The sequence below is a fragment of the Kribbella soli genome, assembly GCF_004331345.1.
GTDB classification, from domain to species: domain Bacteria; phylum Actinomycetota; class Actinomycetes; order Propionibacteriales; family Kribbellaceae; genus Kribbella; species Kribbella soli.
In genome coordinates this window covers 963,948-990,097 of sequence record NZ_SJJZ01000004.1, presented here as the reverse complement: position 1 = coordinate 990,097, position 26,150 = coordinate 963,948, and the positions used below count along the sequence as shown (strand labels likewise).

At 67.3% G+C, this 26,150-nt stretch carries 29 protein-coding genes and 3 tRNA genes; 17 read left to right on the top strand and 15 right to left on the bottom strand.

The features are described 5' to 3' along the window. Window positions 1-71: 71 nt before the first annotated feature. Window positions 72-434, top strand: coding sequence for a YciI family protein (locus E0H45_RS35560; RefSeq protein WP_131345665.1), 363 nt, complete (start codon window positions 72-74; stop codon window positions 432-434). A gap of 90 nt (window positions 435-524) precedes the next feature. Here the strand turns inward: E0H45_RS35560 and E0H45_RS35555 are convergent, their stop codons facing one another. Further along, window positions 525-710, bottom strand: coding sequence for a YegP family protein (locus tag E0H45_RS35555; protein WP_130387097.1), 186 nt, complete (start codon window positions 708-710; stop codon window positions 525-527). 80 nt (window positions 711-790) lie between these two features. Continuing rightward, window positions 791-1,456, bottom strand: a complete 666-nt coding sequence (locus E0H45_RS35550) for a TetR/AcrR family transcriptional regulator (RefSeq protein ID WP_131345663.1) — start codon at window positions 1,454-1,456, stop codon at window positions 791-793. A gap of 97 nt (window positions 1,457-1,553) precedes the next feature. Here E0H45_RS35550 and E0H45_RS35545 point away from each other — a divergent pair, with 97 nt between their 5' ends. The 4 genes from E0H45_RS35545 to E0H45_RS35530 all read left to right on the top strand — a co-directional run bounded on the left by E0H45_RS35545 (window position 1,554) and on the right by E0H45_RS35530 (window position 5,352). Continuing rightward, window positions 1,554-2,978, top strand: coding sequence for an MFS transporter (locus E0H45_RS35545; RefSeq protein WP_131345661.1), 1,425 nt, complete (start codon window positions 1,554-1,556; stop codon window positions 2,976-2,978). A 40-nt stretch (window positions 2,979-3,018) separates the two neighbouring features. Continuing rightward, on the top strand, window positions 3,019-3,627 hold the full coding sequence (locus E0H45_RS35540) for a tyrosine-protein phosphatase (RefSeq protein ID WP_238155532.1): 609 nt from the start codon (window positions 3,019-3,021) through the stop codon (window positions 3,625-3,627). A 79-nt stretch (window positions 3,628-3,706) separates the two neighbouring features. After that, a complete protein-coding gene (locus E0H45_RS35535; protein ID WP_131345656.1) occupies window positions 3,707-4,756 on the top strand; it encodes a serine hydrolase domain-containing protein in 1,050 nt (349 codons plus the stop codon). 122 nt (window positions 4,757-4,878) lie between these two features. Further along, window positions 4,879-5,352, top strand: coding sequence for a GNAT family N-acetyltransferase (locus E0H45_RS35530; protein WP_165546703.1), 474 nt, complete (start codon window positions 4,879-4,881; stop codon window positions 5,350-5,352). Here E0H45_RS35530 and E0H45_RS35525 read toward each other — a convergent pair. Next, on the bottom strand, window positions 5,302-6,504 hold the full coding sequence (locus tag E0H45_RS35525) for a hypothetical protein (protein ID WP_131345651.1): 1,203 nt from the start codon (window positions 6,502-6,504) through the stop codon (window positions 5,302-5,304). The genes E0H45_RS35530 and E0H45_RS35525 overlap by 51 nt on opposite strands. Continuing rightward, window positions 6,501-7,628, bottom strand: coding sequence for an XRE family transcriptional regulator (locus E0H45_RS35520; RefSeq protein ID WP_131345648.1), 1,128 nt, complete (start codon window positions 7,626-7,628; stop codon window positions 6,501-6,503). The genes E0H45_RS35525 and E0H45_RS35520 overlap by 4 nt, the downstream gene beginning before the upstream one ends. A gap of 322 nt (window positions 7,629-7,950) precedes the next feature. On the opposite strand from E0H45_RS35520, the gene E0H45_RS35515 reads away from it, so the two are divergent. The 5 genes from E0H45_RS35515 to E0H45_RS35495 all read left to right on the top strand — a co-directional run bounded on the left by E0H45_RS35515 (window position 7,951) and on the right by E0H45_RS35495 (window position 12,374). Continuing rightward, entirely contained in the window at window positions 7,951-8,724 is a 774-nt protein-coding gene (locus E0H45_RS35515; protein WP_131345646.1) for a hypothetical protein, read from the top strand. A 151-nt stretch (window positions 8,725-8,875) separates the two neighbouring features. Further along, window positions 8,876-10,180, top strand: coding sequence for a hypothetical protein (locus E0H45_RS35510; protein WP_131345643.1), 1,305 nt, complete (start codon window positions 8,876-8,878; stop codon window positions 10,178-10,180). A gap of 95 nt (window positions 10,181-10,275) precedes the next feature. After that, window positions 10,276-10,797, top strand: a complete 522-nt coding sequence (locus E0H45_RS35505) for a hypothetical protein (RefSeq protein WP_131345638.1) — start codon at window positions 10,276-10,278, stop codon at window positions 10,795-10,797. Between the two features lie 331 nt (window positions 10,798-11,128). Next, window positions 11,129-11,797 (top strand): hypothetical protein, encoded by a 669-nt coding sequence (locus E0H45_RS35500; protein WP_131345636.1) that lies wholly within the window; start codon window positions 11,129-11,131, stop codon window positions 11,795-11,797. Between the two features lie 64 nt (window positions 11,798-11,861). Next, window positions 11,862-12,374, top strand: a complete 513-nt coding sequence (locus tag E0H45_RS35495; protein WP_131345633.1) for a DinB family protein — start codon at window positions 11,862-11,864, stop codon at window positions 12,372-12,374. Window positions 12,375-12,379: 5 nt separating this feature from the next. Here the strand turns inward: E0H45_RS35495 and E0H45_RS35490 are convergent, their stop codons facing one another. Then, window positions 12,380-14,503: an MMPL family transporter gene (locus E0H45_RS35490; protein WP_131345630.1), complete on the bottom strand. Its 2,124-nt coding sequence runs from the start codon at window positions 14,501-14,503 to the stop codon at window positions 12,380-12,382. Between the two features lie 156 nt (window positions 14,504-14,659). Here E0H45_RS35490 and E0H45_RS35485 point away from each other — a divergent pair, with 156 nt between their 5' ends. Both E0H45_RS35485 and E0H45_RS35480 read left to right on the top strand, forming a co-directional pair. Then, window positions 14,660-15,802, top strand: coding sequence for a sensor histidine kinase (locus tag E0H45_RS35485; RefSeq protein ID WP_131345627.1), 1,143 nt, complete (start codon window positions 14,660-14,662; stop codon window positions 15,800-15,802). Further along, entirely contained in the window at window positions 15,799-16,455 is a 657-nt protein-coding gene (locus E0H45_RS35480) for a response regulator (RefSeq protein WP_131345624.1), read from the top strand. The genes E0H45_RS35485 and E0H45_RS35480 overlap by 4 nt, the downstream gene beginning before the upstream one ends. A 189-nt stretch (window positions 16,456-16,644) precedes the next feature. On the opposite strand, the gene E0H45_RS35475 is transcribed toward E0H45_RS35480, so the two are convergent. The 6 genes from E0H45_RS35475 to E0H45_RS35455 all read right to left on the bottom strand — a co-directional run bounded on the left by E0H45_RS35475 (window position 16,645) and on the right by E0H45_RS35455 (window position 18,671). Beyond that, window positions 16,645-17,067: a hypothetical protein gene (locus tag E0H45_RS35475; RefSeq protein ID WP_131345621.1), complete on the bottom strand. Its 423-nt coding sequence runs from the start codon at window positions 17,065-17,067 to the stop codon at window positions 16,645-16,647. 480 nt (window positions 17,068-17,547) lie between these two features. Continuing rightward, window positions 17,548-17,718, bottom strand: a complete 171-nt coding sequence (locus E0H45_RS42655) for a hypothetical protein (RefSeq protein ID WP_165546702.1) — start codon at window positions 17,716-17,718, stop codon at window positions 17,548-17,550. Between the two features lie 71 nt (window positions 17,719-17,789). After that, window positions 17,790-18,080 carry a DUF6247 family protein gene (locus E0H45_RS35470; RefSeq protein ID WP_131345618.1) on the bottom strand — a complete coding sequence of 97 codons (291 nt, stop codon included), beginning with the start codon at window positions 18,078-18,080 and terminating at the stop codon, window positions 17,790-17,792. Between the two features lie 260 nt (window positions 18,081-18,340). Then, window positions 18,341-18,416, bottom strand: a tRNA-Phe gene (locus tag E0H45_RS35465). A 46-nt stretch (window positions 18,417-18,462) separates the two neighbouring features. Beyond that, window positions 18,463-18,539: transfer RNA gene (locus E0H45_RS35460), tRNA-Asp, on the bottom strand. Window positions 18,540-18,598: 59 nt separating this feature from the next. After that, window positions 18,599-18,671, bottom strand: a tRNA-Glu gene (locus tag E0H45_RS35455). A gap of 84 nt (window positions 18,672-18,755) precedes the next feature. Here E0H45_RS35455 and E0H45_RS35450 point away from each other — a divergent pair. From E0H45_RS35450 to E0H45_RS35440, 3 genes are all read left to right on the top strand, one after another. Next, window positions 18,756-19,106: a metallopeptidase family protein gene (locus E0H45_RS35450; RefSeq protein ID WP_202868469.1), complete on the top strand. Its 351-nt coding sequence runs from the start codon at window positions 18,756-18,758 to the stop codon at window positions 19,104-19,106. Window positions 19,107-19,202: 96 nt separating this feature from the next. Next, complete coding sequence (locus E0H45_RS35445; RefSeq protein ID WP_131345615.1) at window positions 19,203-20,231, top strand: hypothetical protein; 1,029 nt, start codon at window positions 19,203-19,205, stop codon at window positions 20,229-20,231. After that, window positions 20,231-20,920 carry a hypothetical protein gene (locus E0H45_RS35440; protein WP_131345612.1) on the top strand — a complete coding sequence of 230 codons (690 nt, stop codon included), beginning with the start codon at window positions 20,231-20,233 and terminating at the stop codon, window positions 20,918-20,920. The genes E0H45_RS35445 and E0H45_RS35440 overlap by 1 nt, the downstream gene beginning before the upstream one ends. Here E0H45_RS35440 and E0H45_RS35435 read toward each other — a convergent pair. After that, a complete protein-coding gene (locus tag E0H45_RS35435) occupies window positions 20,917-21,645 on the bottom strand; it encodes a polyprenol monophosphomannose synthase (protein WP_131345609.1) in 729 nt (242 codons plus the stop codon). The genes E0H45_RS35440 and E0H45_RS35435 overlap by 4 nt on opposite strands. Before the next feature lie 43 nt (window positions 21,646-21,688). Then, window positions 21,689-22,072 carry an STAS domain-containing protein gene (locus E0H45_RS35430; protein WP_131345606.1) on the bottom strand — a complete coding sequence of 128 codons (384 nt, stop codon included), beginning with the start codon at window positions 22,070-22,072 and terminating at the stop codon, window positions 21,689-21,691. Between the two features lie 198 nt (window positions 22,073-22,270). Here E0H45_RS35430 and E0H45_RS35425 point away from each other — a divergent pair, with 198 nt between their 5' ends. Beyond that, complete coding sequence (locus E0H45_RS35425) at window positions 22,271-23,014, top strand: SDR family oxidoreductase (protein WP_131345603.1); 744 nt, start codon at window positions 22,271-22,273, stop codon at window positions 23,012-23,014. Beyond that, window positions 23,011-23,736, top strand: a complete 726-nt coding sequence (locus tag E0H45_RS35420) for a DNA alkylation repair protein (protein ID WP_131345600.1) — start codon at window positions 23,011-23,013, stop codon at window positions 23,734-23,736. Before E0H45_RS35425 ends, E0H45_RS35420 begins: the two co-directional genes overlap by 4 nt. 9 nt (window positions 23,737-23,745) lie before the next feature. Here the strand turns inward: E0H45_RS35420 and E0H45_RS35415 are convergent, their stop codons facing one another. Then, window positions 23,746-25,224, bottom strand: a complete 1,479-nt coding sequence (locus tag E0H45_RS35415) for an MFS transporter (protein WP_131345597.1) — start codon at window positions 25,222-25,224, stop codon at window positions 23,746-23,748. A 4-nt stretch (window positions 25,225-25,228) separates the two neighbouring features. Beyond that, window positions 25,229-25,945 carry a hypothetical protein gene (locus E0H45_RS35410; RefSeq protein ID WP_238155530.1) on the bottom strand — a complete coding sequence of 239 codons (717 nt, stop codon included), beginning with the start codon at window positions 25,943-25,945 and terminating at the stop codon, window positions 25,229-25,231. Between the last annotated feature and the right edge of the window lie 205 nt (window positions 25,946-26,150).

Sequence of the window (26,150 nt, the reverse complement as noted above, 5' to 3'; positions counted from 1 at the left end):
GTTCGCCGGCCCGCTCCGTACTGATGGATGAGAGGCGCCCACCAACGGGGGCCGCGTGCGAAGGAGACATCGTGAAGTACCTACTGGTCCTGAACATCAACCCCGACGTGCTCGCCGCGCTGACCGAGGAGGAGCAGCAGGCCATCGGCAGCGGGCACCAGAAGTTCATGGACACGATCAAGGCGTCGGGCGAGTTCCACAGCACGGTCGCGCTGCAGCAGCCGGCCGACTCCGCGGTGGTCAAGGTCCGCGACGGGCTCCCGGCCGTCACTGACGGGCCGTTCGTGGAGTCGAAGGAGTTCCTCGGCGGCTACTACCTGGTCGACGTCGCGTCCCGGGAGCGCGCCTGCGAGCTGGCCGCGCTGATCCCGGACGCGGGGATCGAGGGTCTCGGCGTCGAGGTCCGCGGGGTCGAGTTCGCGGACGGTCTCTGAGACGAACGAGGAGGGTTTCTCCACAGGATCGTGGAGAAACCCTCCTTGTTTTACAGGGTTTACAGAGTTTGCAGGGGATTGCAGGGGGTTTCAGTCGGTCTGGTCGTCGACCTTCGCGTCGGCCGCGTTCTTCTTGATCGACTCGATGCCGTTCTCGGCCGCGGCCTTGGTCGTGTAGCTCTCGCTGCTGGTCGCGATCACCTCGCCGTTGCCGGCCTTCAGACGAAACCGGAACTCGCCGGACTTGTCCTTGTACAGCTCGAACTTCCCCGCCATCGGTGTACCTCCATAGAGAGTGGTATCGCTCCGTTTCGGAGCGTAGTCCTCTCCGGCCGCCTCCGCCGCCCGCACACGCCCTAGCTTCTGGCTACGCCGCGGATGCCGGCGACGACGAGCTCGAGGCCGAGGTCGTAGTACCGGTCCCGGGACGACGGGCAGATCAGCGCGCCCGCTGCGGACGTGATCAGCGGGTAGCGCTCGGGCGACAGGGCGCCGAGCGAGGCTCGCTTCCGCCGCAGCGACGCCTCACGGGCCTCCGGGTCGCTCACCTCGCGGACGATCGGGTCGGTGGTGACCAGCGCGATCAGCGAGCAGATCGACTGCCGGCCGACCTCGGCCGCGTCGTCGGTGGAGAATCCGCCCTCGATCAGCAGCCCCAGTGCCCGCTCGGCCAGTTCGAGTCCGGACTCGGCGACCAGGATCCGCGACAGCGTCATGTCCGCCAGCCGCGGGTGCGCGCGCAGCGCGGTGACGAACGCGCCCAGCAGCGCCTGCAACTGCACGTCCCACGGCTCGTCGGTCGGCTCCGGGAGTACGACCTCCGCGAGCAGGCGGTCGCCCAGCGCCGCCAGCAGGTCGTTCTTGTCCTTGAAGTGCCGGTACAGCGCCATCGGTGTGACGTCGTGCTGCGCGGCCAGCTTCCGGAACGAGACCGCGGCCGGTCCCTCGTCGTCGGCGATGGTCAGCGCGGTGTCGACGACCTTCTCCGGATCGAGGCGGCGCGAGGTCTCTTTGGTGATCACGTTGACAAGTGTACACCGTAGACCTACTGTCTACTGCGTAAGCGTACGCCGTATACATACGGTGTAGACAAACCTTGCTACCGAATGAGGTACGGCGATGCGACGCAGTCCCTGGGCCACCCTGGCGGTGCTGGCTCTCGCGCAGTTCATCGTGGTGCTGGACGTGACGATCGTGAATGTCGCGCTGCCCCACATCCAGGCGGACCTGAACTTCTCCGCCGACTCCCTGCAGTGGGTGATCAACGCGTACACGTTGCTCTTCGGCGGCTTCCTGCTGCTCGGCGGGCGGATGGCCGACCTGCTCGGGCCGCGCCGGGTCTTCACCGGCGGCCTGCTGCTGTTCGGCGTCACCTCGCTGATTGCGGGGCTGTCCAACTCGCCCGAGTTCCTGATCGGGGCCCGGGCCGTCCAAGGCCTCGGGGGTGCCCTGCTGTCGCCGGCCGCGCTGGCGATCCTGACCATGACCTTCGCCCATGGGCGCGAACGCAACATCGCGATGGGCGTCTGGGGCGGTCTGGCCGGCCTCGGCGGCACGCTCGGTGTCGTCGCAGGCGGCGTACTCGTCGACTCGCTGAGCTGGCAGTGGGTCTTCTTCGTGAACGTGCCGATCGTGCTCGCACTGATCGCGCTGATCCCGGTGTTCGTCCCCGACGTACGACTCGCGACGGGTCGCCGTACCTTCGACACCCTCGGGGCGGTGCTCGCCACGACCGGTCTGATGGCAGTCGTGTACGGCGTGGTGCGGTCGGAGCCGTCCGGATGGGGATCGTTCGAGGTCGTCGGCGTACTGACCGCGGGTGTTGTCCTGCTGGTGGCCTTCGTCCTGGTCGAGAGGCGGTCGTCCGCCCCGCTCGTCCCGTTGCGGTTGTTCCGGTCCCGGGCGTTGAGCGTGTCCGGCGCGTCGCTTGCGTTGAACGGTGCCGGATTCCTGTCGATGTTCTTCTTGACTGCTATCTACCTGCAGCAGGTTCGCGGGGACAGTGCGCTGGATGCCGGCATCCACTTCCTGCCGATGGGCGGCGCGGCGATCGTCGGCGCGGTGCTCGCGTCGCAGTCGGTGCAGCGGTTCGGGACGCGGACGGTTCAGCTCGCGGGTGCGGTGCTCAGCGTCATCGGGTTGCTTCTGCTGTCGCAGGCGGACGCCACCGGTAGCTACAGCTCGCAGTTGCTTCCCGGTCTGATCGTCTTCGGATTCGGCATCATCGGCGTCGGCGTACCCGGTCAGATCAACGCGGTCTCCGAGGTCCGTCCCGCTGAGGCCGGCGCAGCGTCGGGTGTCGTCAACGCGATGTACCAGGTGGGCGGCGCTCTGGGTCTGGCGATCGTTACGACGCTCTCCATCACCCACACCACCAACGAGCTCACCCACGGCGCGACTCAGCTCCAGGCGCTCCAGGCCGGCTATGAACGAGGCCTGCTCGCGGCCGCGGTGTTTGCCGTCGCCAACGTCCTGCTCACCTTCGCCACACCGCAGCTCCAGCCAACCGCAGAGCAGCTCGCCGAAGCCACCGCCGCCGCATAAGTTGCCTGCAGCAACGTCCGGCCGATCTAGGGTGGTTGTCGTGCTCCCTCTGATCTGGCCGGACTGCAGCAACGTGCGCGACCTCGGCGGCCTACCGACCACAGTTGGTGAACTAAAGCCCGGCCGCCTGATCCGAAGCGACAACCTCGACCAACTGACCCTCGCCGGCCACGCCGCCGTCGAGGCCGCCGAAATCACCAGATTCGTAGACCTCCGCAGCGCCTGGGAATGCGAGACGTGGCCGTCGCCGTACGCCGATGACGCGCGGTGGCGGAACGTCCCGCTCTGGGACCCGGCGGACCCGGACGTGTCGGATCTGGGATTGTTCGAGCAGTACGTCGTACTCGTCGACGACTACGGCGCTCGCATAGCGTCCGCCATGATTGCGATCGCCGACGCACCACCCGGCTGCGTTGTCGTGAACTGCCACGCAGGCAAGGACCGAACCGGCGTCGTCATCGCCCTGACCCTGGATCTGGCCGGCGTACCCCAGGCCCTCATTGCCACCGACTACGCCTCCTCCGAATCCACGATTCTGCGCCTGCTTTCTCATGTGCAGCAGCGGTACGGCGGGACTCGTGAGTACCTGTTGAAGTCAGGGGCTACCACTGAAGAATTGAATGCGTTGACCAGTCGTCTGGCGGGGTGAATCCCAGGGCGATCCCCGATGTTTGTGCTGTCCGCTGCCGGGAGGGTTGAGGTCATCGGACGCACAAGAGGAGATCGGGATGCTGGTGGCATTGGTGACGGCGGCGGTTGTGGGGTTGACACCGGGAGCGGCTTCGCCGTTGCAGAAGGGGCTCGATGGCGTGGTGGCGATCGGGGCCGTTGCTGAGGTGCGGGACGGCGGGGCGGTATGGCGGGGGAGCAGTGGGGTTGCGGAACTCGGGAGTTCGCGGAAGGTTCCGGTGGCGGGGCGGTTCCGGATCGGGAGTATCACGAAGACGTTTGTTGCCACCGTCGTACTGCAACTCGTTGCCGAGAAGCGGATTCGCCTCGAGGACTCGGTAGAACGCTGGTTGCCGGGCGTCGTGCCGAACGGCGCGAACATCACGGTGCGCCAATTGCTCAACCACACCAGCGGTTTGTACGACTTCAAGGACACGTTGCCGATGCCGCCGAGCGCAGAGTTCTACGCGCTGCGCTACCGCACCTGGACCGCGGCCGAGCAGATCGAGCGAGCGCTCGCGAATCCGCCCGTGTTCGACACGCCGGGCTCGCAGTACGACTACTCGAACACCAATTACCTGCTCATCGGCGAGATCATCGAGAAGGCGACCGGCCGGACGTACGCCGAGGAGATCGAGCGTCGCCTGATCCGCCCGCTCGGGCTGCACGGTACGACGCTTCCCGGTACGTCGACGTACATCAAGGGACCGCACCCGCACGGCTACATCCCGAAGGACGGCGGGCAACTCGACTTCACCGAGATGAACCCGACGCTGTTCGGTGCGAGTGGCGACATGATCTCCACGACGCGCGACCTGAACCGCTTCTTCGCCGCCCTGCTCGGCGGGCACCTGCTGCCGGCCCGGCTGCTCGACGCGATGAAGACACCAGGTACCTCGGGCGGGTCGTACGGCCTGGGGCTGTCGTGGCACGACACCGCGTGCAAGGTCCGGGTGTACGGCAACGACGGCGACGCGCTCGCGTACCAGGCCTACTCGTTCTCCACGGAAGACGCCCGGCGGCAGGTCACCGTCGCCGTGACTCCGCACCTCCCGGACAACCCGGACAAGTCCGTCGACGCGTTCGTCGACCAGGCAATCTGCCGCTGAAACCGGTCACTGGATGTGACATTGTCGGCGAGCCGGTTTGGTGCTCTGCGGTTTGATGATGGGGGGAAACGGCGACACTGGTATGGATGCCTTGTTGCCATCTCCCGAAGGGGTCCGGGACCTTGGAACTCGCCATGCTCGGTGCCGACGACTGGCCGATCGCCCGGGACGTCCGTCTCCGGGCCCTGAAGGACTCGCCGTCGGCGTACATCGCCGACTACGAGGACGAGGTGACCGTCGGTGAGGACGGCTGGCGCGAACGTTTCACCCGCATGCAGTGGGCGGTGGCCCGGGACGAGACCCGGATCATCGGCTTGGCAAGCTCCGTCCGCGTCGCCGCCCGCCCGACGTACGAACGCCACATCGAGTCGGTCTGGGTCGACCCGCGGTACCGCCGCAACGGCGTACTCCGAGCCCTCCTCGGCCAACTGGCAGCAGCAGAACCCCAAGTCACCGAGTGGCGAGTCTGGGTCCTGGACACCAACACAACCGCCCGCGAGGTCTACGACCGCCTCGGCTTCTACGCGACCGGAGAACGTCAACTCCTAGCAGACAGCTCCGGCCGACGCGAGATTCGTCTCCGATTCGGTCGGTAGACCGTAGCCACAGGAGATCCATCTCGGCAGCTTCAGTTGAGCCAGCGCGTCCTGCTTGGTCAGCCTCGACGGAAGGTTGCTGAGCATCTTCTGCCAGAGTTCCTCGTCTTCCTGCCAGCTCTTGACGAACTCCACACACAGCTCCGAGGAGATGCTCAAGGCCCAGTCCTTCGCGGTCTCCAGCGACTTCTCGATGCGTCGGTACTCGGTGTCGCCGAGCGACGACTTCGCCGCCTTGATGTCGGCGAGCGTCTCCGTGATCGTCTTGAGCCGGACGCCCTTGAAGTAGTCCCAATAGCCCGGCTGCATGGCGATCCGCAGCTGCTCCTCGAACGTCGCACCCGACTGGCCCTCGAACGCGGCGTACAGCCCCTCGGCCAGCAGGTCGCCGAACTCTTCCCGGGCTGCCCGTTGCGGATCGGCGAACGGGTCGTACTCCAACTGCCGGACCTCGCCGATCTTCGGGATGGCCCGCCGCGCTGCGTGCCGGGCGAAGAAGAACCAGTCTTCGTTGTAGATGTCGGCGAAGAAGGACAGCTCGGGGCGTTGCAGATCGACGCCGAGTACGGCGCCGCTGACGAACACGTCCTGGGGCCGGACCTTGCGCCGGGCATGGCAGACCACCGAGTTGTCCGGGAAGTCCGAGCTGACCATCGATGCGACCGGGTGCCGGTCGAGGTACCCGGTCAGGCGCCTGACGTCTCTTGCCTTGAGCGCCCGGATGTCGTCGTCGACGAAGAGGATCTTGTTCCACCCGAGCAGCCGACCGAGCAGCAGGCCGATGTTGCGCTTCACGCTGAGGTCGCTGGACCGGCCGGCCGAGGCCTGCTGGAACTTCTCCGCGGATGTCTTCGGAGCCGGGCACGGCGGCCGGTAGTCCTCTGGCACCTCGATCACCAGGGCCTGGGCGCGGAACGTGTCCTTCACGCGTCGGACGACCTGTCCGAGCTGTGTACTGCGGCTGCAGAGAACGACCAGCGGCACGTCCAGTTCGGCGGCCAGGTTGATCACGGTCTGCAGCTCCGACGCCGGCCGCGCGGCCGGGACGACGATCGCGTCCAAGCGCGTGTTCGCGGTGGCTGCTACCGGCGCGGAGCCGTCGAAGAGCAGGCCCGCGTGCGATGCCTTGATTTGTCTGGTTCGACGGCTCATGCGTCCTCGTCCTCCTGGGACCATTCGAAGAGCCGGTTGTCGTCGATCTCCAGGTCCGGGGTGACGGCCTCGCCGTTGATCACCGGGACGCGCATCAACAGGCCGAAGATTCCGCCGGGGAATCTTTCGGCCAGATACGCCTCGTTGCGCTCGCGCACGGCGTCGTCGGTCAGCGTCCGGACGGCGCCGAGGACGCCGCGACTGTAGACTCCGTTGCAGATCGTGATGGTACGGCTGTGGTTGAAAGGATTGGGCAGCCGGGCCAACAGGGCGACGTCCTCGACGAGCTCACGGGGAGTTTCGTCGCGCCACGCGTCCTGGGCCTGGACTGCCTCGAGCTCTTCCTGCGACGGGGCCTCGTCCTCGGGGACAGCTTCCTTGCTGTCCTCCCAGACCGGCCGATACTCCTGACCGTCGCGGGAGCGGAAGATCTCGCCGTCGGCGAGGTCCGGCACCGCCATCTGCCGGATCGGCAGGTTGTCGAGAACCCGCAGCAGCCTGCCGGTGACCCGGTTCCAGGCGATGCCGCCGATCAGGATGAGATGGCCGGACAGGTGGTCCGCGCTCACCTCCGCCGGCAGGCGGTGCCGTACGCGCAGTTCCGGGTTGGACGCGCGTACGTGACCCCACATCTCGATCAGTGCGTCGAGGTCGGCATACCTATAGAGCTTGGTGTGGTTCGGGTTGTTCTCGTCCGCGAGTGAGGAGCGCCCCACCGCGGGGACCTCAGGGCAGATCAGTGTGATCCGCCCGGACTCGAAGTCGAAGGTGTACGAACTGCTCGACGACGGCGAGCCGGTCTGCTGCTGGCGGACAGCTTCGCGCAGCGAGCTCAGTTCCCGGTGCAGAGCGTTGAACCGCTCGCGTTCGGCGGTGCTCAGGTCCTGCTCGCGCGGCAGCCGCCCGAGGGTCGGGGACATCGCGAAGAACAAGGCGTACGTCCGCAGCCGCTCCTCCGGGGGGAGTTTCGGATTGGACTGCGACTCCCATGAGCTGATCGTTGCCACCGCGACACGGGTGTCCGCGCTGAGTGCCTGCGACAGGTCCTTCTGCGTAAGTTGCTCGGACTCACGCAGGTCCCGGAGACGCCTGGCGAGTCGTACGGCCTCTGGAGGGGGGGCCACTCTCACTCCCGTAAATGGTCGACCAACTTGCGGGTGCGGCGGATCGGCTGATCCTACACCCCGCTCTACCCGACTTCACCGAGCCCGCTGTACTGCGCACCGCCGGGGGTCACCCGGCCGTCCTGCTGTCCTGGGGAAGGGGCTCTCTTATACGGCTTGGATCGCCATTGCTCCTGACAAACTGGCGATTGACCGCAGTTACACCGTGGATCTACCGTAATACTGAAGTCGACCTGAAGCCAACTGAAACCACGCGACGCGCGGAGATAGGGGAAATTCAAGGATCCGGACGGGGTGTTCGTACCAACCTGAGCAGGTGCCCATGCGCAGATCATCAGCCTCACCGACGATCGCGGCAGGCGATCTCGAGGCGATCGGCGCATTGGAGTCGGGGAACTGGCGAACCGCCCTGCGGGTGCTCGGTGCTGGCCGGGTCGCGGACGCGTATGTCGGGGCGAATCTGCGGACCGTGGCGCGTGCGATGGCGTTCCGTGCGGCTGGTGAGCACGGGCGGGCCTGGGAGACGCTGGGGGTCGCGGCGGCCGGCATTGCTCGTCGCCAGCCAGGAGTACCGGTGGTGACCACCGACGTCGTACGGCTGGCGCTTCCGCCGGAGCATGCGGGCCCGGCGTTCCGGACGATCCGGTTGATCTGGCGGGAACAGAGCGAACTCAGCAACCTCCGTAGCCTGGCCGCGGACCGGCCGAGTGGGATGCCTCAGGACCGCCACATTCTGGTGCTCGCGTTCGTCGAGTACTTGTCCTGGCTGGAGCTCGATCTCGACACCAGCCTGACCGAGCTGACGACCGACGAGGGCCGCCCGCTCGTCGGGCAGCAGCTCTGCGAGCTGCGTGATCGGCGCCGGGAAGGGTTCTTGCGCAGCGCGACCGACCTACGGCAGCTACCGCTGCCGAGGGCGGGCACGATGACGAAGACGGTCTGGGGTCGAGCCGGCGGGTACCACGGTCTACGCCGCTTGGCCCTGCTGGAGCTGGCGGACCGGCCGGAGCCGCCGTGGACCGATTCGCCCGCGCCGGCGAGCTGCCCGGCACGTACCGGTGCGCGGATGGCCTGGATGCTGGCGCAGGCCGCCTGATCGGTGCTCTCTTTACCTGGCCTTTACCAGGCGGAACTTGGGTCATAACCTTTGGAGATCGTCTCCATCCGATGGTGCGCTGTTCGAGATCGTTGACTTCGACAACGATGGCGGGCGCCGACCGGCCGCGCGTGAAGGAGGGTTCGACCTGATGTTGACCCTCCGGACTGCCCCGGGGATCGTCGGGCGCCCCGACGTACGGCTCACGAGATCGACGCCGGCCGACCTGGTACGGACGACGGAACTGGCGCCTGGGGTCAGTGTCGAGATCGATCTCGCCGACCCGTCGCGCTGGTACGCGGCCGACGTACGGCGCTGGGCCGCGGCGGACCGGGATCTGCTCGAGGCGCTGCTCGGGCCGGCCGCGGTACGGGAGGTGACCGGTCTGCTCGCGTCGGGTGATGCGGAGGCCGGCGTACCGCTCGAGGTCGCGCCGGCCACGGTCTGGCGGCGGCTCGCGGTCATCGATGCGTTGGACTGGTGGTTGCAGCTGCCTTTGAACCAGGGGCTGCTGGATGCGGAACGCGCGATCGTCCGCGCCCGTGCTGCGACGTCGCTTCGGTCGGGTGCGCTCCGGCGTACCTTTGTCGATCGTGCCGTTGTCCTCGCTCGCCGGTCGGCTGACGAGGTCAGCACCTATCTGAACGGGATCGCCGGGGCGTCGTTGCCTAGGGCCCTCTTTTCAGGGCTGTCCCGACTGGCCGGCGGGTATGCCTCGTTGGCTCGTGAGGTCGACGGGCCGGACGCGGTGCTGGCAGCGGTACAGACCGCGTGGGAGCGCGTCTCTCGGGCGCCTTCGATGTCGGTGGCGCCGGTTGTCGGGACACTTCCGACGCTGGCAAGATCGACGAGTGGGGTTGACCCGCGACAAGTACGTGCCCGCATCGTCGGTAGCGACGTACAACTGATCCCAGCCCCACAAGGTACGGCGGTGCGCGTGGTCGTGCCCGCTTTCGCGCCGCAGCCGTCGCCCGTCGTTGCCGATCGGCTGATGGTGCGCCTCGTCGACCGTCGCTCCGGTGAGGCTCAGGTGCCGACGCTGCTGACGCTACACACGAGCGCGGCCGGAACGCCTGTGTTCACTGAGGTTGTGCCGCTTCGCGGGGCGTCGGTAGAGGACCTGCGCGCGGATGTCTTCGACGCTGACAGTGCGGAGCCGGCCACCTCCGACACCGACCTGCTGCGTCAGCGGCGCGCACAGCTCGTTCTGAGCGAGTGGCGACATGCGGCGGCGGAGTCGCGGCTGTCGCGCAGCCTGCGTGCCCGCAACCGCGGGCTCGTTCGCCTCCTCGATGCACTCGCTCCCACCACCGGACCGCTCTTCCACGGCGGTCCTGCTCGCTCAGACATCTCTGACCTCGTCAACGGCAGCAGCAACCACCCGTGGTTCAGCACCACGGCGGCGGCCGGCGGTCCCTTGGTGGCCGAGTTGGCCGCCGCGTACGACGACCACTGACCAGGTGGTGCCGTCGCGGCATCGATGTTCGCGCTCTGTGTGCAGGTCATCGCGTAATGGAACACGCGACCGATCGACCTCCCGAGGAGCGAGCCATGACCGTCGTCTCTCGAGCCACCAGCCGCCGCACCCGCCCCGGCAACAACCGCCGTACCCGCACCACTCCCCGCGCCGGCCGCGGCCCGACCCGCGGCCGGACTCGTAGTACGAGGCGCTATCTGGTGCCGGCACTGCTCTCACGCACCTCAGACCGCGCAGTGGTCCGCAAACGTGCCGACGTCCGCGCTGCGATCGTCCTCTGGTTCCTGATGGCTGCCGACTTGGCCACGGTGATCTGGATGTACACGCTGGGCGAGTGGCTGGACCACGCCTCCAAGTTCACCGCCACCGCAACCCTCGGCGGCCACCACTACATCGTCCTGGCCACCGCTGCCGCAGCCTTCACCACGCTGGCCGCAGTCGCCATCCTCTCCGACGGCTTCACCAAAACCACCCGTTCCCTGACGATCGCCAGAACCGCCGCCTGCGTCCTCTCCCTAACAGCCCTGACCGGCCTGGTGGCTCTACTCCTAGCTGCGCTCGTAACTCGCCTACTAGTAGGCCCTCTCCGCCCCTGACAGCCGCAACGAATTGCCATGCTCAGCGCGTCATCTAGGTATGAGGCCCTCGTACTTGATTCCTGCCGCTGTACTCGTCGCCCTGACTCTGCCGGCGTGTGGGAACGAGGCAGCGTCAACCCCTACCGCAAGCAGCCCCACGCCCTCCGCCCAGCCGGCGACGGCGCATGATGCGGTTCCGACGCCGATCCCGCCAGGTCCCGCGATTCCGGCGTTTCTCGATCGGGCACGCGCTGTCGAGAAAGCCGTCCGGGCCGCGGGGATCCCGAAGCCTCCGGAAGGGATCTTCCTGTACTCGTCCCGAACGCCTGGCCTGGGCTTCGACACGACCGTGCAGAAAGTTGCGTGGGGGGCCGGGTACGTCACCTTCGCGCCGGGCGTACGACTCGGATCAGCTGGCACCACCAGCATCGATTTCGGCGGCGGATCGAGCGTCTCGGTGAACGTCCTCGATCCCCGGACTGCGCTGACTGAAGGGATCGGAGAGACGTACGACAACTGCGGACACATGGCAGTACCGGCAGCGAAGTGCAAACTCACGATCACCGGCGCCTCCTTGAAAACAGCCGACGTGGACACGAGCGCCGGCCGCGCGACCGTGCCTGCGTGGTCCTTCACCGTGAAGGGCTTGTCGAGACCGATCGTCGCCTTGGCCGTTTCCTCAGCCGTACTCAAGCCCCTGGTCGATCCCGCCCCACTGCCGGGCCTCGCCCCGCTGGACCGCAACCTCCTCCCGATCGGGAGGCTCACCCAGGCGGACGACAACACGCTCACCTTCAACCTTCACCACGGGAAATGTGACCCCGACCTGCAAGCCCACGTCCTGGAGTTGGAGGACATGGTGATCATCGGCGGAAGCCACAGCCCAGTGCGAGGCGGCTGCGTAGACGTAGGCCTCAGCACTCCAGCCACCGTCACCCTCACCGAACCCCTCGGAGACCGAGCCATCATCAGCGCCGGCACAGGCGCCAGACTCACCGTCTACCCGCACCTCAAGTAGACCTCTTGGGTGATGTGGTCTCCGATCGGACGGCAGGTGCGTACGTCGATCGTATTGTCGACGCATGGTGTTTAGATCGCCCGTGGAGCGGGCCACGCCGAATCGTCTGGCTGACGAGCGCGACGCGCTGACACAGCAACTCGACTTCCATCGCGCCACCCTGCTGCAAAAGCTGGAAGGACTCGAAGGCGAGCCGCTGCGCCGGCCGATGACGGCGTCTGGACTCAGCCTGCTGGGGTTGGTGAAACACCTGGCCGAAACGGAGCATGGCTGGTTCCTCAAGATCTACGGAGGGTTGCCCGAGCCAGATCTGTTCTCGACCGACGGTGACGCAGATGCGGACTTTCGCATCGGTCCCGATGAGACGGCCGACGTCGTGGTCGGGCAATACCTACGGACCTGCGAGCGAGCCCGGGCCGTCGTGGCCGCCGGCGACCTCGACGACGTGGCCACAACGCCGTCGGGAGCGCAGGCCAACCTGCGGGCGATCCTGCTCCACATGATCCAGGAAACCGCCCGCCACAACGGCCACGCCGACATCATCCGAGAGACCATCGACGGCGCAACAGGCCACTGACCGCTTTACTCGGAAACACTGACCGATTCACGCTCAGAGATAGCGACTACGGGCGGTCGCCGGTTGAACCAGGCCGGCGTCCACCAGTTTGCGTCGCCCAGAAGTTTCATCAGGGCCGGTACGAGGATCAGTCGGACGATCGTCGCGTCGACGAGGACCGCGGTGGCCAGGCCCAGGCCGAACATCTTGGCTGTTGGGTCGTCGGCGAGGGAGAAACTGACGAAGACCGCGATCATGATCAACGCTGCCGAGGTGATCACGCGGCCGGTGGTGGTGATGCCGTGGATGGTCGAGGCGGTGTTGTCGCCGGTCCTGACGTACTCCTCGCGGATCCGGCTGAGCAGGAAGACCTCGTAGTCCATCGAGAGCCCGAACACCACGGCGAACATGAACATCGGGATGAACGGGAGGATCGGAATGGTGGACTCCAGCCCGATCAGGTCCGCGGCCCAGCCCCACTGGAAGATCATCACCATGACGCCGAAGGACGCGCCGATGCTGAGCAGGTTCATCAACGCGGCCTTCAGTGGTACGACGACCGACCGGAAGACCACGGTGAGAAGTACGACGGACAACAGGATCACCGCGCCGATGAACCACGGCAGCCGATCGTTGACCTTCGCCCCCACATCCGCGAGGGTCGCCGTCTGACCACCGACATGAGCCTTCGCCGGACTGTCCCGCAGTACCGAGGGGAAGACCTCCTCGCGTAGCCGTTTGACTGTCGTCATCGTCGCGGCGTCCTGCGGTCCCGTCGTCGGTACGGCGATCAACGACGCGACTCCGGCCGCGGTATTGACCGTAGGAGGTGCGACCGACGCGATGCCCCGATCGGCGCGGACGGCGTTGAACAAGGGCTGTACGACGGCCGGGTCTCGAGAGATGTCGATGGCGATCACCAGCGGACCGTTGCTGCCGGCACCGAATCCCGCGGCAACCAGTTCGTAGGCACGACGCTCGGTGCGTTGCACGGGAAGCGCGCCGTCATCCGGCGTACCGACGCGGAGTGCGAGTACGGGTGCGGCCAGCGCCAACAGCAGGATTGTGGCGCTGACGGCGTACGCCGCGGCGTGCTTGGACACATGCCCCGCCCACCGCTGCCAGCCAGCACCTGGAGACGACTTCACCCGCCGTACCCGAAGGCGGTTGATCCAGTGCCCGGCCAGACCCAGGAAGGCGGGCAGCAAAGTGATCGAAGCGAGCACCATGGTCAGCACGATCAATGAGATGGCAATCCCGCCGGCGGTCATGAACGGTACGCCGGCCACCACCAGCCCGAGGATCGCAATCACTACCGTGCCACCGGCGAACAGCACCGCCTGTCCAGCCGTGGCGACCGCCCGCCCGACGGACTCCTCTACCGTCATCCCGCGGGCCAGGTACTCGCGATGCCGGGTAACGATGATCAGCGCGTAGTCGATGCCCACGCCGAGCCCGATCATGCTGCCGAGCACGGGCGCCCAACTGGGCAGGTCGATGAGGTACGTGACCAAGGACAGCGAGCTGATCGCCAGCGCGAGGCCGAACAAGGCCATCCCGATCGGAAGTCCCATCGCGATGATCGATCCGAACGCGAGCAGCAGGATGACCATCGCAGCGATCAGCCCCACCGCCTCGCCGAGACCGGCCTGGGCTTCCTCGAACGCGTAGAACAGATCCCCGCCCAGCTCGATCCGCAGCGGTGAGTCAACCGCCGTCAGGGTCTTGAGCTGCTTGAGGTCGCTCGGCTCCAGCTTGTCCAGCACCGGGTACTGCAGCCGGATCAGCCCGACGCGGCCGTCAGGCGAGATGACGGGATCGCCGGCTGCCAGCACGTGCGGCAGCGAAGCCGCGGTCGACCGGACCTGCGTCAGCGCGGCCTGCAGCTCGGGCGAGGTGAGTGTCGCGCTCTTATCGAGCGGAGTCACGACCACCTTCGCGGTCAGCCCGGCTTGATCCGCTCCCGCGGCCGACAGCAGGTCGGTCGCGTACTGCGAGTCCACGCCAGGCGCTCCGAACGACTCCTCGAGCTTCTTCCCGAAGGCGCCGGATGCGGCGATCACGAGCGCTGCGACCACCAGCCACGCCCCGATCACCACCCAGGGCCGACGTGCGGCGTACCGGCCCAGTCTGTACAGATTCGACCTCATCGTGGATCCCCTTCAGCCAGAGTTGGACTCATCGTGTGGCCGACGGGCCGGCCCGCACCTCGGGCGATGAGCCGGACTTCCCTCGGCCGAACAGCTGGGTCGTGTCCCGTACTTTGAGCCGATCCGATCGGCGCCCGGAGTCCCTACGCTGTGGTCATGTTGAGAAACGCCGTCCGCTCGCTACTGGCCGAGCCGCGAGCACCCGACGCACCCGGGCGGGTGTGGCGCGACTGGGTGCTCGTCGCCGGCCTGCTGACGGCGGCCGTTCTCGAAGGCGTACTCCGTGAGGACGTCGTCTGGAGGCCCGCCGCGCTCGTGGTCGCTGCGGTGACCGTGTGCGCTCTGCTGTGGCGTCGTACCCACCCGTTGGGCGTGGTGGCCGCCGTGTTCGGCGTACTGATCGTGGTCAACGTCGTGGCCCTGATCAGCGGGGACGCGACCTTCGGCCTCTACATGATGATCTGTGTGGTGTTGCTGCCGTACTCACTCGTCCGCTGGGGATCCGGCCGCGAGATCCTCATCGGGCTGGCGTTCATCCTCGTGGCGCTGGTGCTGGGACTCGCCAGTGACTTCCCCGGGTACGGCGAGGCCGCGGCCGGCAGCATGTTCCTGCTCTTCCCCGCGACAGTCGGACTCGCAGTCCGCTATCTGTGGACCGCCCGGAACCGTGAGCTGGGGCAGGTACGGCTCCGGGAGCGCGAGCTGTTGGCCCGGGAGTTGCACGACACGGTCGCTCATCACGTCTCGGCGATCGTCATCCGGGCCCAGGCCGGCCGAGCCGTCGCCGCCACCCGCCCGGAAGCCGCGGTCGATGCGCTCGCCATCATCGAGGCAGAGGGCACGCGGACCCTGGCCGAGATGCGGTCGATGGTCGGCGTACTGCGCGATGACGGTACGGCGGCGCTCGCCCCACAGCCGGGAGTGGCCGACCTGGAGCGGCTCGCCCGCAGCGTCGGGGACCGTCCGCGGGTCGAGGTCGAGGTGTCGGGCGACCTCGACGACCTCGGACCAGCGGTCGGCGCAGCGATCTATCGCATCGCGCAGGAGTCGATCACGAACGCCGTACGGCATGCCCGGCAGGCAACGCGCATCGACGTCCGGCTGACGTCGTACGACGACTCTGTCCGGCTGACTGTCCGCGACAACGGGGAAGCGACCTCGAGGAACCCGGGAGGTTATGGGCTGGTGGGGATGACCGAGCGCGCGACGCTGCTCGGCGGCACGTTCGCCGCGGGGCCCGGTTCGGACCGGGGCTGGTCTGTTGACGTGGTGCTTCCCCGAACGGCGGGCGGCCGATGACGATCCGGGTGCTCGTCGCCGACGACCAAGATCTCGTCCGGACCGGACTCGCGATGATCCTCGACGCCCAGCCCGGTATCGAGGTGGTCGGTCAGGCGGCCGACGGTCTGGAAGCAGTGGAGTTCGCCCGCCGGCTGCGGCCCGACGTGTGCCTGCTCGACATCAGGATGCCCGGACTGGACGGGATCGCGGCAACCCGCGAACTAGCCGGACCCGGCGTCGTGGACCCACTGCCGATCGTGGTGATCACGACCTTCGATCTCGACGAATATGTGTACGGCGCTTTGAAGGCAGGCGCGCGTGGATTCCTCCTCAAGGACGCCGGCCCCGACCTCCTGGTCCAGGCAATCCACGCCGCCGCCAACGGCGACGCACTGATCGCGCCGAAGATCACCGCACGACTGCTGTCCGCATTCTCCGAACCACCGACCGGCCGCACACCGGTCCAACCCGTCGATCCACTCACCGCTCGCGAAGAACAGGTCCTGATCGCCGCAGCCACCGGCCGCACCAACGCCGAGATCGCTGTGGAGCTGCACATCAGCCTCAGCACCGTAAAGACCCACCTGACCAGCGTCATGGCCAAGATAGGCGCCCGAAACCGCGTCGAGATCGCCATCTGGGCCTACGAAACCGCCCGCATCAAGCCCTAGTACTACAGCCGGACTTGGGGAGGATTTTGTGCCAAATCGGGCACATAATCCTCCCCAGACCGGCTGTGCGTACCGACTGGTCTGGCCGCCGGCGAGCGTGCGCTTTCGTGGGCACTGGACGCGGGTCTGGCAGCACAGTGCCCAGCGTCAGAGCTGGCCGCACGCTTCGAACACGAGGTTGGGTAGACCTCACTGTGCTGGTCCGACCTTGGTGATCTTGCATTCGATGCCTGCCGGTCCGATGGGAGCTTGCGCCGGGGTGGTTCCCCCGAAGGTGGTCGTGTCGCGGACCTCGAAGGTCTGACCGCCGATCCTCTGCTGGGAGGCTGCATCAAGGACGTCGACGGTCACTCCGTAGCTCGACGCGTCGCCGGTGATCGTGCCGTTGATCGTGACCGTGCCCTGCGATCCGACTGTGTTCACCTGGCAGTCGACGTTGGTCTTGTAGCTCGTCGCGTCGAGGACCGGAGTACCTTCACCTGGCGTACCTGTCATGTAGCGCACGGCGAAGACACTCAGGCACGCCAGCACACCCAAGCCGATGATGATCTGAACCCTCCGCCAGGTGCGCCGAGGCGAGCCGTATCCATCGGTCCACTCGTGAGTCGGCATTTCCTGTCCCCCAGAACCCCTGATCGATCGTGCTGCACGCAGCAAGCGGCGGTCAGCCTACATCGCAGTATCCGTAACCAGGACAGGCGAGTTCGGCAGTTGCCGTGAGCACAGTCGCGTCGTCAGAGGTGAATGCGTAGCACGCGTGGAAAAAGAAAAATCCCTCCCCGGTTGAGCGGAGAGGGTGGTGGTGGTCAGGGGCGGTCTCGAACCGCCGACCTTCCACTTTCAGCTCGACAGGCGCCCTCAGGCTGCTAACGAGAACCGTTGCCCAGTGAGTCGATCCGTCGGGTCCGGTCGGTTGCTGACGTTGGCCGTTGCGGTCCCTGTAGCGGTCGCTACCAGTGTCACTTCGGGTGGCTCAGCACGTCTTCGGTGCGATTCGTAGCATCTCGGGCGACCTTCCGCGAGGGCACGAGCCATCGCACTCTTACCCACCGCAGGCCCACCTGTGAGGACTGACGGTGGACGAGTCGTAGCTCAGCCGACCCAGGTCACGTCGAAGATCCGGATCTGCTCGCGATCGTCGTCGACCTGGAAGGACAGCAGGCCGAGGTCACCGAAGGTGCATTGCCGAAAGCTCGGCTCATCTCGATCGAGGGTTTGGGTCTCCCACGGCGCACCGACCAGCTTGCTGACGCGTTCGACCAAAGCGTCGAATGCTGATGGAGGTAGTCCTTGCAGCTGGGCCAATGCAGACGCGTGAAACTCCACGCGGTAGCTCACTGCCGATCTGACCAGCCCGGTATCGCCTGCTCGGCCGGCACGAACTCGTCAGCTCGATCCTCGCGGGCCGCTTGCAGTGCCTGATCGAAGCCCGGATCGGAGTACGCAACTGCTCGCAGGCGCCAGAGATGCAACACATCGCGCAACTGCTGAAAGCGCCACACCTCGTGGGCAGCGTCTAGGGCTCCGTGGTACTCGCTAAGGAACTGCTCATGCCACTTCGCCGGCAATAGGCGGAGGATCTCGCTGGGGTCATCCGGCGAGCTCTGCATCGGCTGAGCAGTCATGGCACCCAGATTACTCTGAGCAGCCCTTCCACGTCTCAAGTTATCCACACCCCACCGGCTTGCCCGGAGCTCCTGGCGAATGCTTGGCGGGAAGTCGGACGCCAGGACGGTCAGTCCGTGCCAGATCGGGCTGGTCCCAGTTGCCCTGAGCACTCTTACGTTGCGAGAGGCGGCTGGCGTTGGCCGTCGAGGCGCGCGATAAGCGCGCAGCCGCGTGCGTGGGAAAGAAAAATCCCTCCCCGGTTGAGCGGAGAGGGTGGTGGTGGTCAGGGGCGGTCTCGAACCGCCGACCTTCCGCTTTTCAGGCGGACGCTCTACCAGCTGAGCTACCTGACCGGGGAGAAAGTTCGGCGGCGGTGTTGTGGACACCGCCGCCTTCTCCTGGCGACCCAGACGGGACTCGAACCCGCGACCTCCGCCGTGACAGGGCGGCACGCTAACCAACTGCGCCACTGGGCCAAATGACTCGATGATCTTACAGCATCTTCGAGGTACTTCTTGCACCGGTCTTTCGACCGTATCCCCAACGGGATTCGAACCCGCGTTACCGCCTTGAAAGGGCAGCGTCCTAGGCCACTAGACGATGGGGACTCGGACCCGCGGGAGCCGAAGCTCCAGGGACAGCCGTAAGCATAGAGGAGACCGCGCCAGCTTCCAAAACGGGATACTGGCCGGGTGATCGAGATGAGTCGGGGCGACTTCGAGGGGCTCGTGGCGCAGGCGCTGGACGAGGTGCCGGAGGAGTTGGCGGCGCTGATCGACAACGTGGCGGTGTTTGTGGAGGACGAGCCGCCGGCGAGCGATCCGGATCTGCTCGGGATCTACGAGGGCATTCCGTTGACCGAGCGCGGGCACGACTACGGCGGCGTACTGCCGGACCGGATCACGATCTATCGCAGCCCGACGCTCGCGATCTGCGAGACCGTCGACGACGTCGTCGATGAGGTGAACATCACGGTCGTGCACGAGATCGCGCACCACTTCGGCATCGACGACGCCCGGCTGCACGAACTCGGGTACGGCTGACCGTAGGCCGATCGCGGATTGGTGAGGTAGCCTCGGGCGGCCGGTTTCGGGGACCGGACCGCCTACTCTTTTGAACGATCTAGTGAGGCTCCCGCCGTGAGCGATCAGCAACCGCCTGCCTGGAACCCCGACCACCGCCCGACCGGGCCGTACGGCGCCCCGCCGCCACCGCCCGGTACGCCGTCCCAGCCGTACGGCGCACCGTCCCAACACACCGCTCCGTTGCCGCAGTACGGCCAACCGCCGTCCCAGTACGGCAACCAACCACCGCAATACGGCGGCCAGCCACCCCAGTACGGCAATCAGCCACCGCAGTACGGCAGTCAACCGCCCCAGTACGGCGGTCAGCCGCCTCAGGGCCCGTACTCAGGCGGCCAGCAGCCGCCTGGCAAGCGTCCGAGGGGCCCCTGGCTGCTAGTCAGCGCTGTCGGTGTGGTCGTCGCGCTTGTCGCTGGTGCAGTCGTGCTGCTGACGACCCGCGGCGACGACACGGCCGACGGCGGTGCCCCGGTCCCGACGGCCACCTTCACCGACGCGGTGGAGACCCCAACCGCCAGCCCGTCCACCGAGCCCCCGTCGGTAACCCCGTCGAACACGCCGACCCCGTCCAACACCTCCAAGCCCACGCCTGCCGAGCGGCGCCGGACCCTGAAGGACGTCGACCAGGGCATCGCCGTGTACGACGACGTGTACGTGAACCCCGCCGCGGGCTGGCGTAAGAGCCGCTCGACGACGTACTCCGTCACGCTCGGCGCCACGACCAGGGCCGGTGCCGCCATGGTCGTGGTCAGCCCGGCCGGTATCTCCCCGCGGACCGCGGTTGTCGCGGTTGCGCAGGCGCTGATCAAGGCCGACAAACTGAAGGCCGCCAAACAGGGGCCCGTACGGACGGTCAGCCCGGCGAACTCGAACATCGGCGCCCAGGCCGAGATGACCTACTCGGGCCGCTACACCTCGCCGGACGGTGCCGTGTTCTCGCTCGTCGCCAGGTGTACGACGATGACCGGCGTCGAGTCGATCCACAATGTGACGGTCACGCTGTGCATCGCGGCCCGGAAGGACGCGCAGAAGCCGGTCTTCAGGGACGGAGCCCGCATGCTCGCCTCCGTCGCGCGTTCGATCTGATGCCGCAGCAGAACCCTGCGAGCGGTCGTGCGATCGCGCTCTTGACGGCTGCCCTCGCCGTACTGCTGGTCGGCGTCTTCATCCTCGCCGGGCAGCTGACAAAGGAGCCCACCCGAGCAGCATCCGCCGAACAGACGACTCCCAAGCCGACAAGGCACAAGGCGACAGCGAGCGAGCCGGCGCCGTCGGTGACGCCGTCGCGCAACCCGCGCCGAGAGCCCGACGTCGACCGCGGTACGCCGCTCGGTCAAGGCGTCTTCGTCGAGGTCGCGGACGGGTGGACGACTGTCCACTCGTTCACGAACGGTCTCGAGGTGACGTCGTGGGACCGCGGCGCGGACGCAGCGTTCTCGTTGTCGCCGCGACCGATGCCGTCACTGCCGTTGATGCTGCCGGCCGCGAAGGCGTTCGCCGACGAGCAGTCGATCTACGGGTTCCAGGCCGGGCGTGCCCGCGCAGTGCCGCTCCCCAGCCGCAACATCGTCGAGGCGGTCTCGATCGGTTTCACGGGCCGGCTTCGTCAGGACGACGTGACGTACTCACTGGCCGGCGAGTGTGTGCGGCTGCGGGGTGTGCCGGAGACCAACGATGTCAGCATCAGCGTCTGCTGGGCGGCGTACGTGCAGGACCTCGGCACGGTGCGTGCCGAGATCCAACAGATGATCGCGTCGGCGGCCCGGTCGATCTAGGAGCGGCCGAACAGGAGCTTCCACGGCATCAGGGCCGACTCGAGCTGGACCTTCAGTGACATCTTGGAGACGCCTTCGGTGCGTTCCTCGAAGTGGATCGGGACCTCGGCGATCTTCAGGCCGCGCTTGACCGTCCGGTAGTTCATCTCGACCTGGAACGAGTACCCGTTGCTCTCGATCGACGACACGTCGATCCAGCGCAGGGTGTCGGCCTTCCACGCCTTGAACCCGGCGGTGGCGTCCTTCACGTGCAGCCGCAGGATGGCGTTCACGTAGAAGTTCGCGAACGCGGACAGCGCCCGCCGGTGCCAGCCCCATTCGGCCGCGGCCGAGCCGCCCGGCACGTACCGGGAGCCGATCACGACGCCGGCCTCCGTGGTCCGCAGCGTCTCGACCATGGTCGGGACGACCGAGGCCGGGTGCGACAGGTCCGCGTCCATCTGGATGACGATGTCGGCGCCTTCGTCGAGCGCGCGGGTGATCCCGGCGACGTACGCGCGGCCGAGTCCGTCCTTCGCGGTCCGGTGCAGTACGCCGACCTTCTCCGGCGAGGCCTTCGCCAGTTCGTCGGCGACGTCGCCCGTACCGTCGGGGGAGTTGTCGTCGACGACGAGAAGCTCCAGGCCGGGCAGGTTCAGGTCGGACAGCAGCCCGGCCAGCACGGGCAGGTTGTCCCGCTCGTTGTAGGTCGGTACGACGACCACGATCTTGGCTAGCTCACCCATGACTTTCCTTCGTCGGAGACACCGAAAGCTACCGTATCCGCGGTCAGAGCTGGGTGAGCGCCTCTGCGACCGTGCTGTAGATGCGGAACTGACCGCCGAGGCCGGTGACGCTGAGCGGGCGGTCGATCGGGCGGCCGACGCCGACCAGCGCCAGGGTGATGTTGTGCTCCCCGGCCAGGTTGCGGGCCTCGACCAGGTTGCCGAGGCCGGCCGAGCTGCAGAACGTGACGGCGGACACGTCGATGAGCACCAGCCGTGCCGGCGGCGCGACCGCGGCGCGGATCGCCTCGGCGGCGAAATCGGTGCTTGCGATGTCGATCTCGCCGGACATCCGGACCAGCAGTACTCCTGGTTCCAGCTCCTCGGTGACCGCCTCGAAGGTCGTCCTGACCATCTCGCCGTCCCGCGGCTCTTGGTGGCTGGTCACGCGGGTTATCTCCCCCGGGTAGCGCCACGAACGCGGGTCCTGGCGGAAATGGAACTGCCCTGTCCTCACACCGTATGCCCCAGGGCGCGGCGTCACAACGGGTCTGCCGTCGATGGACGCCGGAGCGTGACCTCAGGGCTGTAAGCGCTGTCAGAGTAAAACAAACGACGGACCTAGCAGGGTGGTAGACAAGGCGGTATGGGCGTTCTCGACGGTAAGACAGCGCTGGTCACCGGAGGTTCACGGGGCATCGGTGCGGCGATCGTACGGCGGTTGGCCGCGGACGGCGCCGTGGTGACTTTCACGTATGCGAGCAGCGAAGCGGCCGCGGCCGAGGTGGTCGCGGAGGTGAAGCGGGCCGGCGGCGAGGCAATCGCCGTACGGGCGGACCAGGCGGACCTGTCCGCGATCGACGGACTGTTCGATCGCGCGGCCGAGCCGACCGGGACGCTGGACGTCTTCGTCTGCAACGCGGCGCAGGCGTTGGTGAAACCGATCGCCGACGTCACCGTCGAGGACTACGACGAACTGTTCGCGACCAACGTCAAAGGTCCGTACTTCGCGATCCAGCGCGCCGGCCGCGTCCTCGCCGACGGCGGCCGGATCATCGCGCTGTCCACCCTGAACACGGTGATGCCGGGACCCGGGATCTCGCTGTACGCCGCGAGCAAGGCAGCGCTCGAGCAGTTCGTGAAGATCGCCGCCCGCGAGTACGGCCCACGCGCGATCACCGTCAACACGGTGTCCCCGGGAGCGACCGACACCGACATGTTCCACGACCACAATCCGCCGGCGGTGCAGGACGCCCTGGTCGGCATCACCGCGCTCGGCCGGATGGGCGAACCCGCCGAGGTCGCGGACGTGGTCGCGTTCCTCGCCGGTCCCGACGCCCGGTGGATGACCGGGCAGAACCTCCGGGCGACCGGAGGAATGCTGGTGTGAGTACGCAGGACCTGATCGCCGACATCGACGCGGCCGCGGATCCCGCGGTGGCGGAGGTGCTCGCGCGGTACTTCCAGCTTCAGCCCGGCGGATACGGCCACGGCGACCAGATGATCGGCGTGAAGCTCTCGACGATCCGCGGCATCCTCAAGCCGTACCTGCGCGCCGATCTCCCGCTGCCCGAGCTCGAGCAGGCCCTGACCAGCCCGGTGCACGAGCATCGTCTCGCAATCCTTTGCCTGCTGGCCGATCGCGCGTCCCGCAGTCTCAAGCCACGTACGGCGAACCCGCACGAGCTGACCGCGATCTACGAGCTGTACTCCCGCAGTACGGCGTACATCAACAACTGGGATCTGGTGGACTGCAGTGCTCCCCAGGTCGTCGGCGGGTACCTGATCGACAAGCCGCGCGATCCCCTCTACACGCTGATCCGCTCCAAGGAGCTCTGGGAACGCCGGATCGCGCTGGTCGCCACGCAGTACCTGATCGGCCAGGGGCAGACCGCGGACACCTACAAGCTGGCCGCCGAGGTACTCGACGATCCGGAAGACCTTGTCCACAAGGCCTCCGGCTGGATGTTGCGGGAAGCGGGCAAGCGGGTTTCCGAGGACGAACTGCGCGCCTTCCTGGACCGGTACGCGACCCGGATGCCGCGCACCATGCTCCGCTACGCCATCGAGCGCCTGGATCCCGTCAGCCGCAAGCAGTACCTCGCGCGATAAGTCGACAAATCAGCTCGGTGTCCGACTGTCGGCGTACGGCGGGGCTTCCAGCGCGCAATGCGTGTGGTGGTGCACGAGGTGGCGCTTGTGCGGTTCGGCGCGATCGCCGAGGGTCACCCACGCGATCACGCCGCCGGCTGCCGAGAGGACGGCGGAGATCCACAACGCGTGCCCGAATCCGTTGTGGAAGGCAACGGGATCGAGGTACGCGTCGCCGGTGATACCGGCCGCCATCGGGATCGCCGCGACCGCCATCAGTTGCGCCGACCGGGCGACCGCGTTGTTCACCCCGGACGCGATCCCTGCATGGTGGTCCTCGACCGACGACAGTACGGTCGCGGTCAGCGGCGCCACGGTCGCGACCAGACCGAGCCCGAGTACGACGACGGCGGGCAGCACGGCGCTGTAGTAGCTCGTGTCGGTGTCGATCCGCAGCATCAACAGGAACCCGACGGCCATCAGCACCGGCCCGACGGTCATCGGGATGCGCGGGCCGATCCGGTCCGCCAGGCCACCGGCGTACCCGGACAGGCCGAGCATCAGCACGGTCATCGGGAGCAGGGCCGCCCCGGCCCAGAGGGCGGAGTAGTGCAGCGCGGTCTGCAGGTAGACGACGACGAGGAACGTCGCCGTACCGAGGGCGCCGTACACGACGACGGTGACCAGGTTCGCGCCGGTGAAGCGGCGGTTGGCGAAGATACTCAACGGCAGCATCGGGTGCGCGCCGCGCCGTTCCACCTCGATGAACGCCACGAAGGCGACGACCCCGATCACCAGGCTGGTCAGCACCATCGGGTCGCCGAAACCGTGGTCGCCCGCGCGGATCAGGCCGTACGTGATGCCGGCCAGGCCGAGGGTCGCGAGGATCGCGCCGTTGATGTCGAGCTTGCCGGCGGCCTCCTCGTCGCGAGTCTCCGGGACGTGCCGGAGCGTGACCAGAACGGTCACCAGAGCGAGCGGCACGTTGAGCAGGAAGATCAGCTGCCACGATCCGCGGTCGACCAGACTGCCGCCGACGAACGGGCCGACGGCCGCGGCCACCGAGGTGAGACCGGACCAGGTACCGACGGCCTTGCCGCGATCGGAGTGCTGGAACGTCGTCTGCAAGATGGCCAGGCTGCCCGGAGTCAGCAGCGCGGCACCGATTCCTTGCAGGACGCGGCCCGCGATCATCACCTCGAGGTTCGGCGCGATCGCACACACGATGGAAGCCGCGGCGAACCAGATCACCCCGACGACGAACGTCCGCCGCCGCCCGAGCCGGTCGCCGAGCGAACCGCTGAGCAGCACGAGCGACGCCAGCATCAGCATGTAGCCGTTCACGATCCACTGCAGACCGGCCATGTCGGCGTTCAGGTCCTCGCCCATTGCCGGCAGCGCGACGTTGACGACGGTCCCGTCCAGGAATGCCATGCCCGACCCCAGCGCGGTGGCGGCCAGCACCCACCGCCCTCGCGCCGTGCCCAGCGCGATCCGCTCATCACTCATGGAGTCAGCGTGGCAGATTCAGCTGGAGTACGACGAGGGCCTTGCCGGCCGGGATGGCGGGCCGGACCGTGAGCCGGGGCGGATCGCCGACAGCGCACCTGGGCTCGTCCAGCAACGGGCAGACCACGTTCAGCAGGCCGCTGGTGATCGTGAGATCAGTCGGCAGGGTGCTCTCGACGCTCGCGGTGAGGGGACTAATGGCCGCGCCGGCCCGGGTCGACCCCGAAGGGGTGGCGCGCACCGTCGAGCCGGACAGCCGGTAGGTCAGCTGGATCTTGGTCGCGCCGGGGGGCAGCCGAACGAAGCCGGCGCCGGTGATCGTGGTGTTCCCGAGCGGCACCGACCTGCCGTTGGCGGCCACCTTCAGGTTGGTCACGCGTGGTGTCGTCGGGGCCATCATTCCGGGCAGGTTCTTACCGGACGCCGGTAGCTGCAACGGCAGCCTGCCGGTGGCCTCGGGCAACACCAGGTTCTCGGTGACGTCGAACGAACCATCGGGAAGCGGTACCGCAGTGAGCTTGATCCCGGGCTTGGTCTGGTTGGTCGCCGGCTGAGAGGCGACCGGTGGACTCGCCGGCGCGGACGGAAGGGAACCGCTGACGCCCGGGCTCGGGGCAGCCGGGGCCTGCGACCCGTCCGAGCAGGCGGCGGTCGCGCTGTACCCCAGCACCAGCGCGACCGTCACCAGATATCGGGCTCGGATGCGCCGGGGCTCCTCCACCCCCGATGCCCTGGCCGGGAGGAACCCTGGGCGTCCGCGTCCTGACACGAAGTCACCGCCCCCCAAAAACGGACTTGGCCGGAAAGAAGAAAGCTTACCTCTGGTGAGCAGGTCGGACTTCCGCATACGATACGCCCCAATTCATGGGGTCGGGCGTTTGTTTCATAATATCGGGTGAACTCCGAGGGGGAGAAAAAATGCGGAG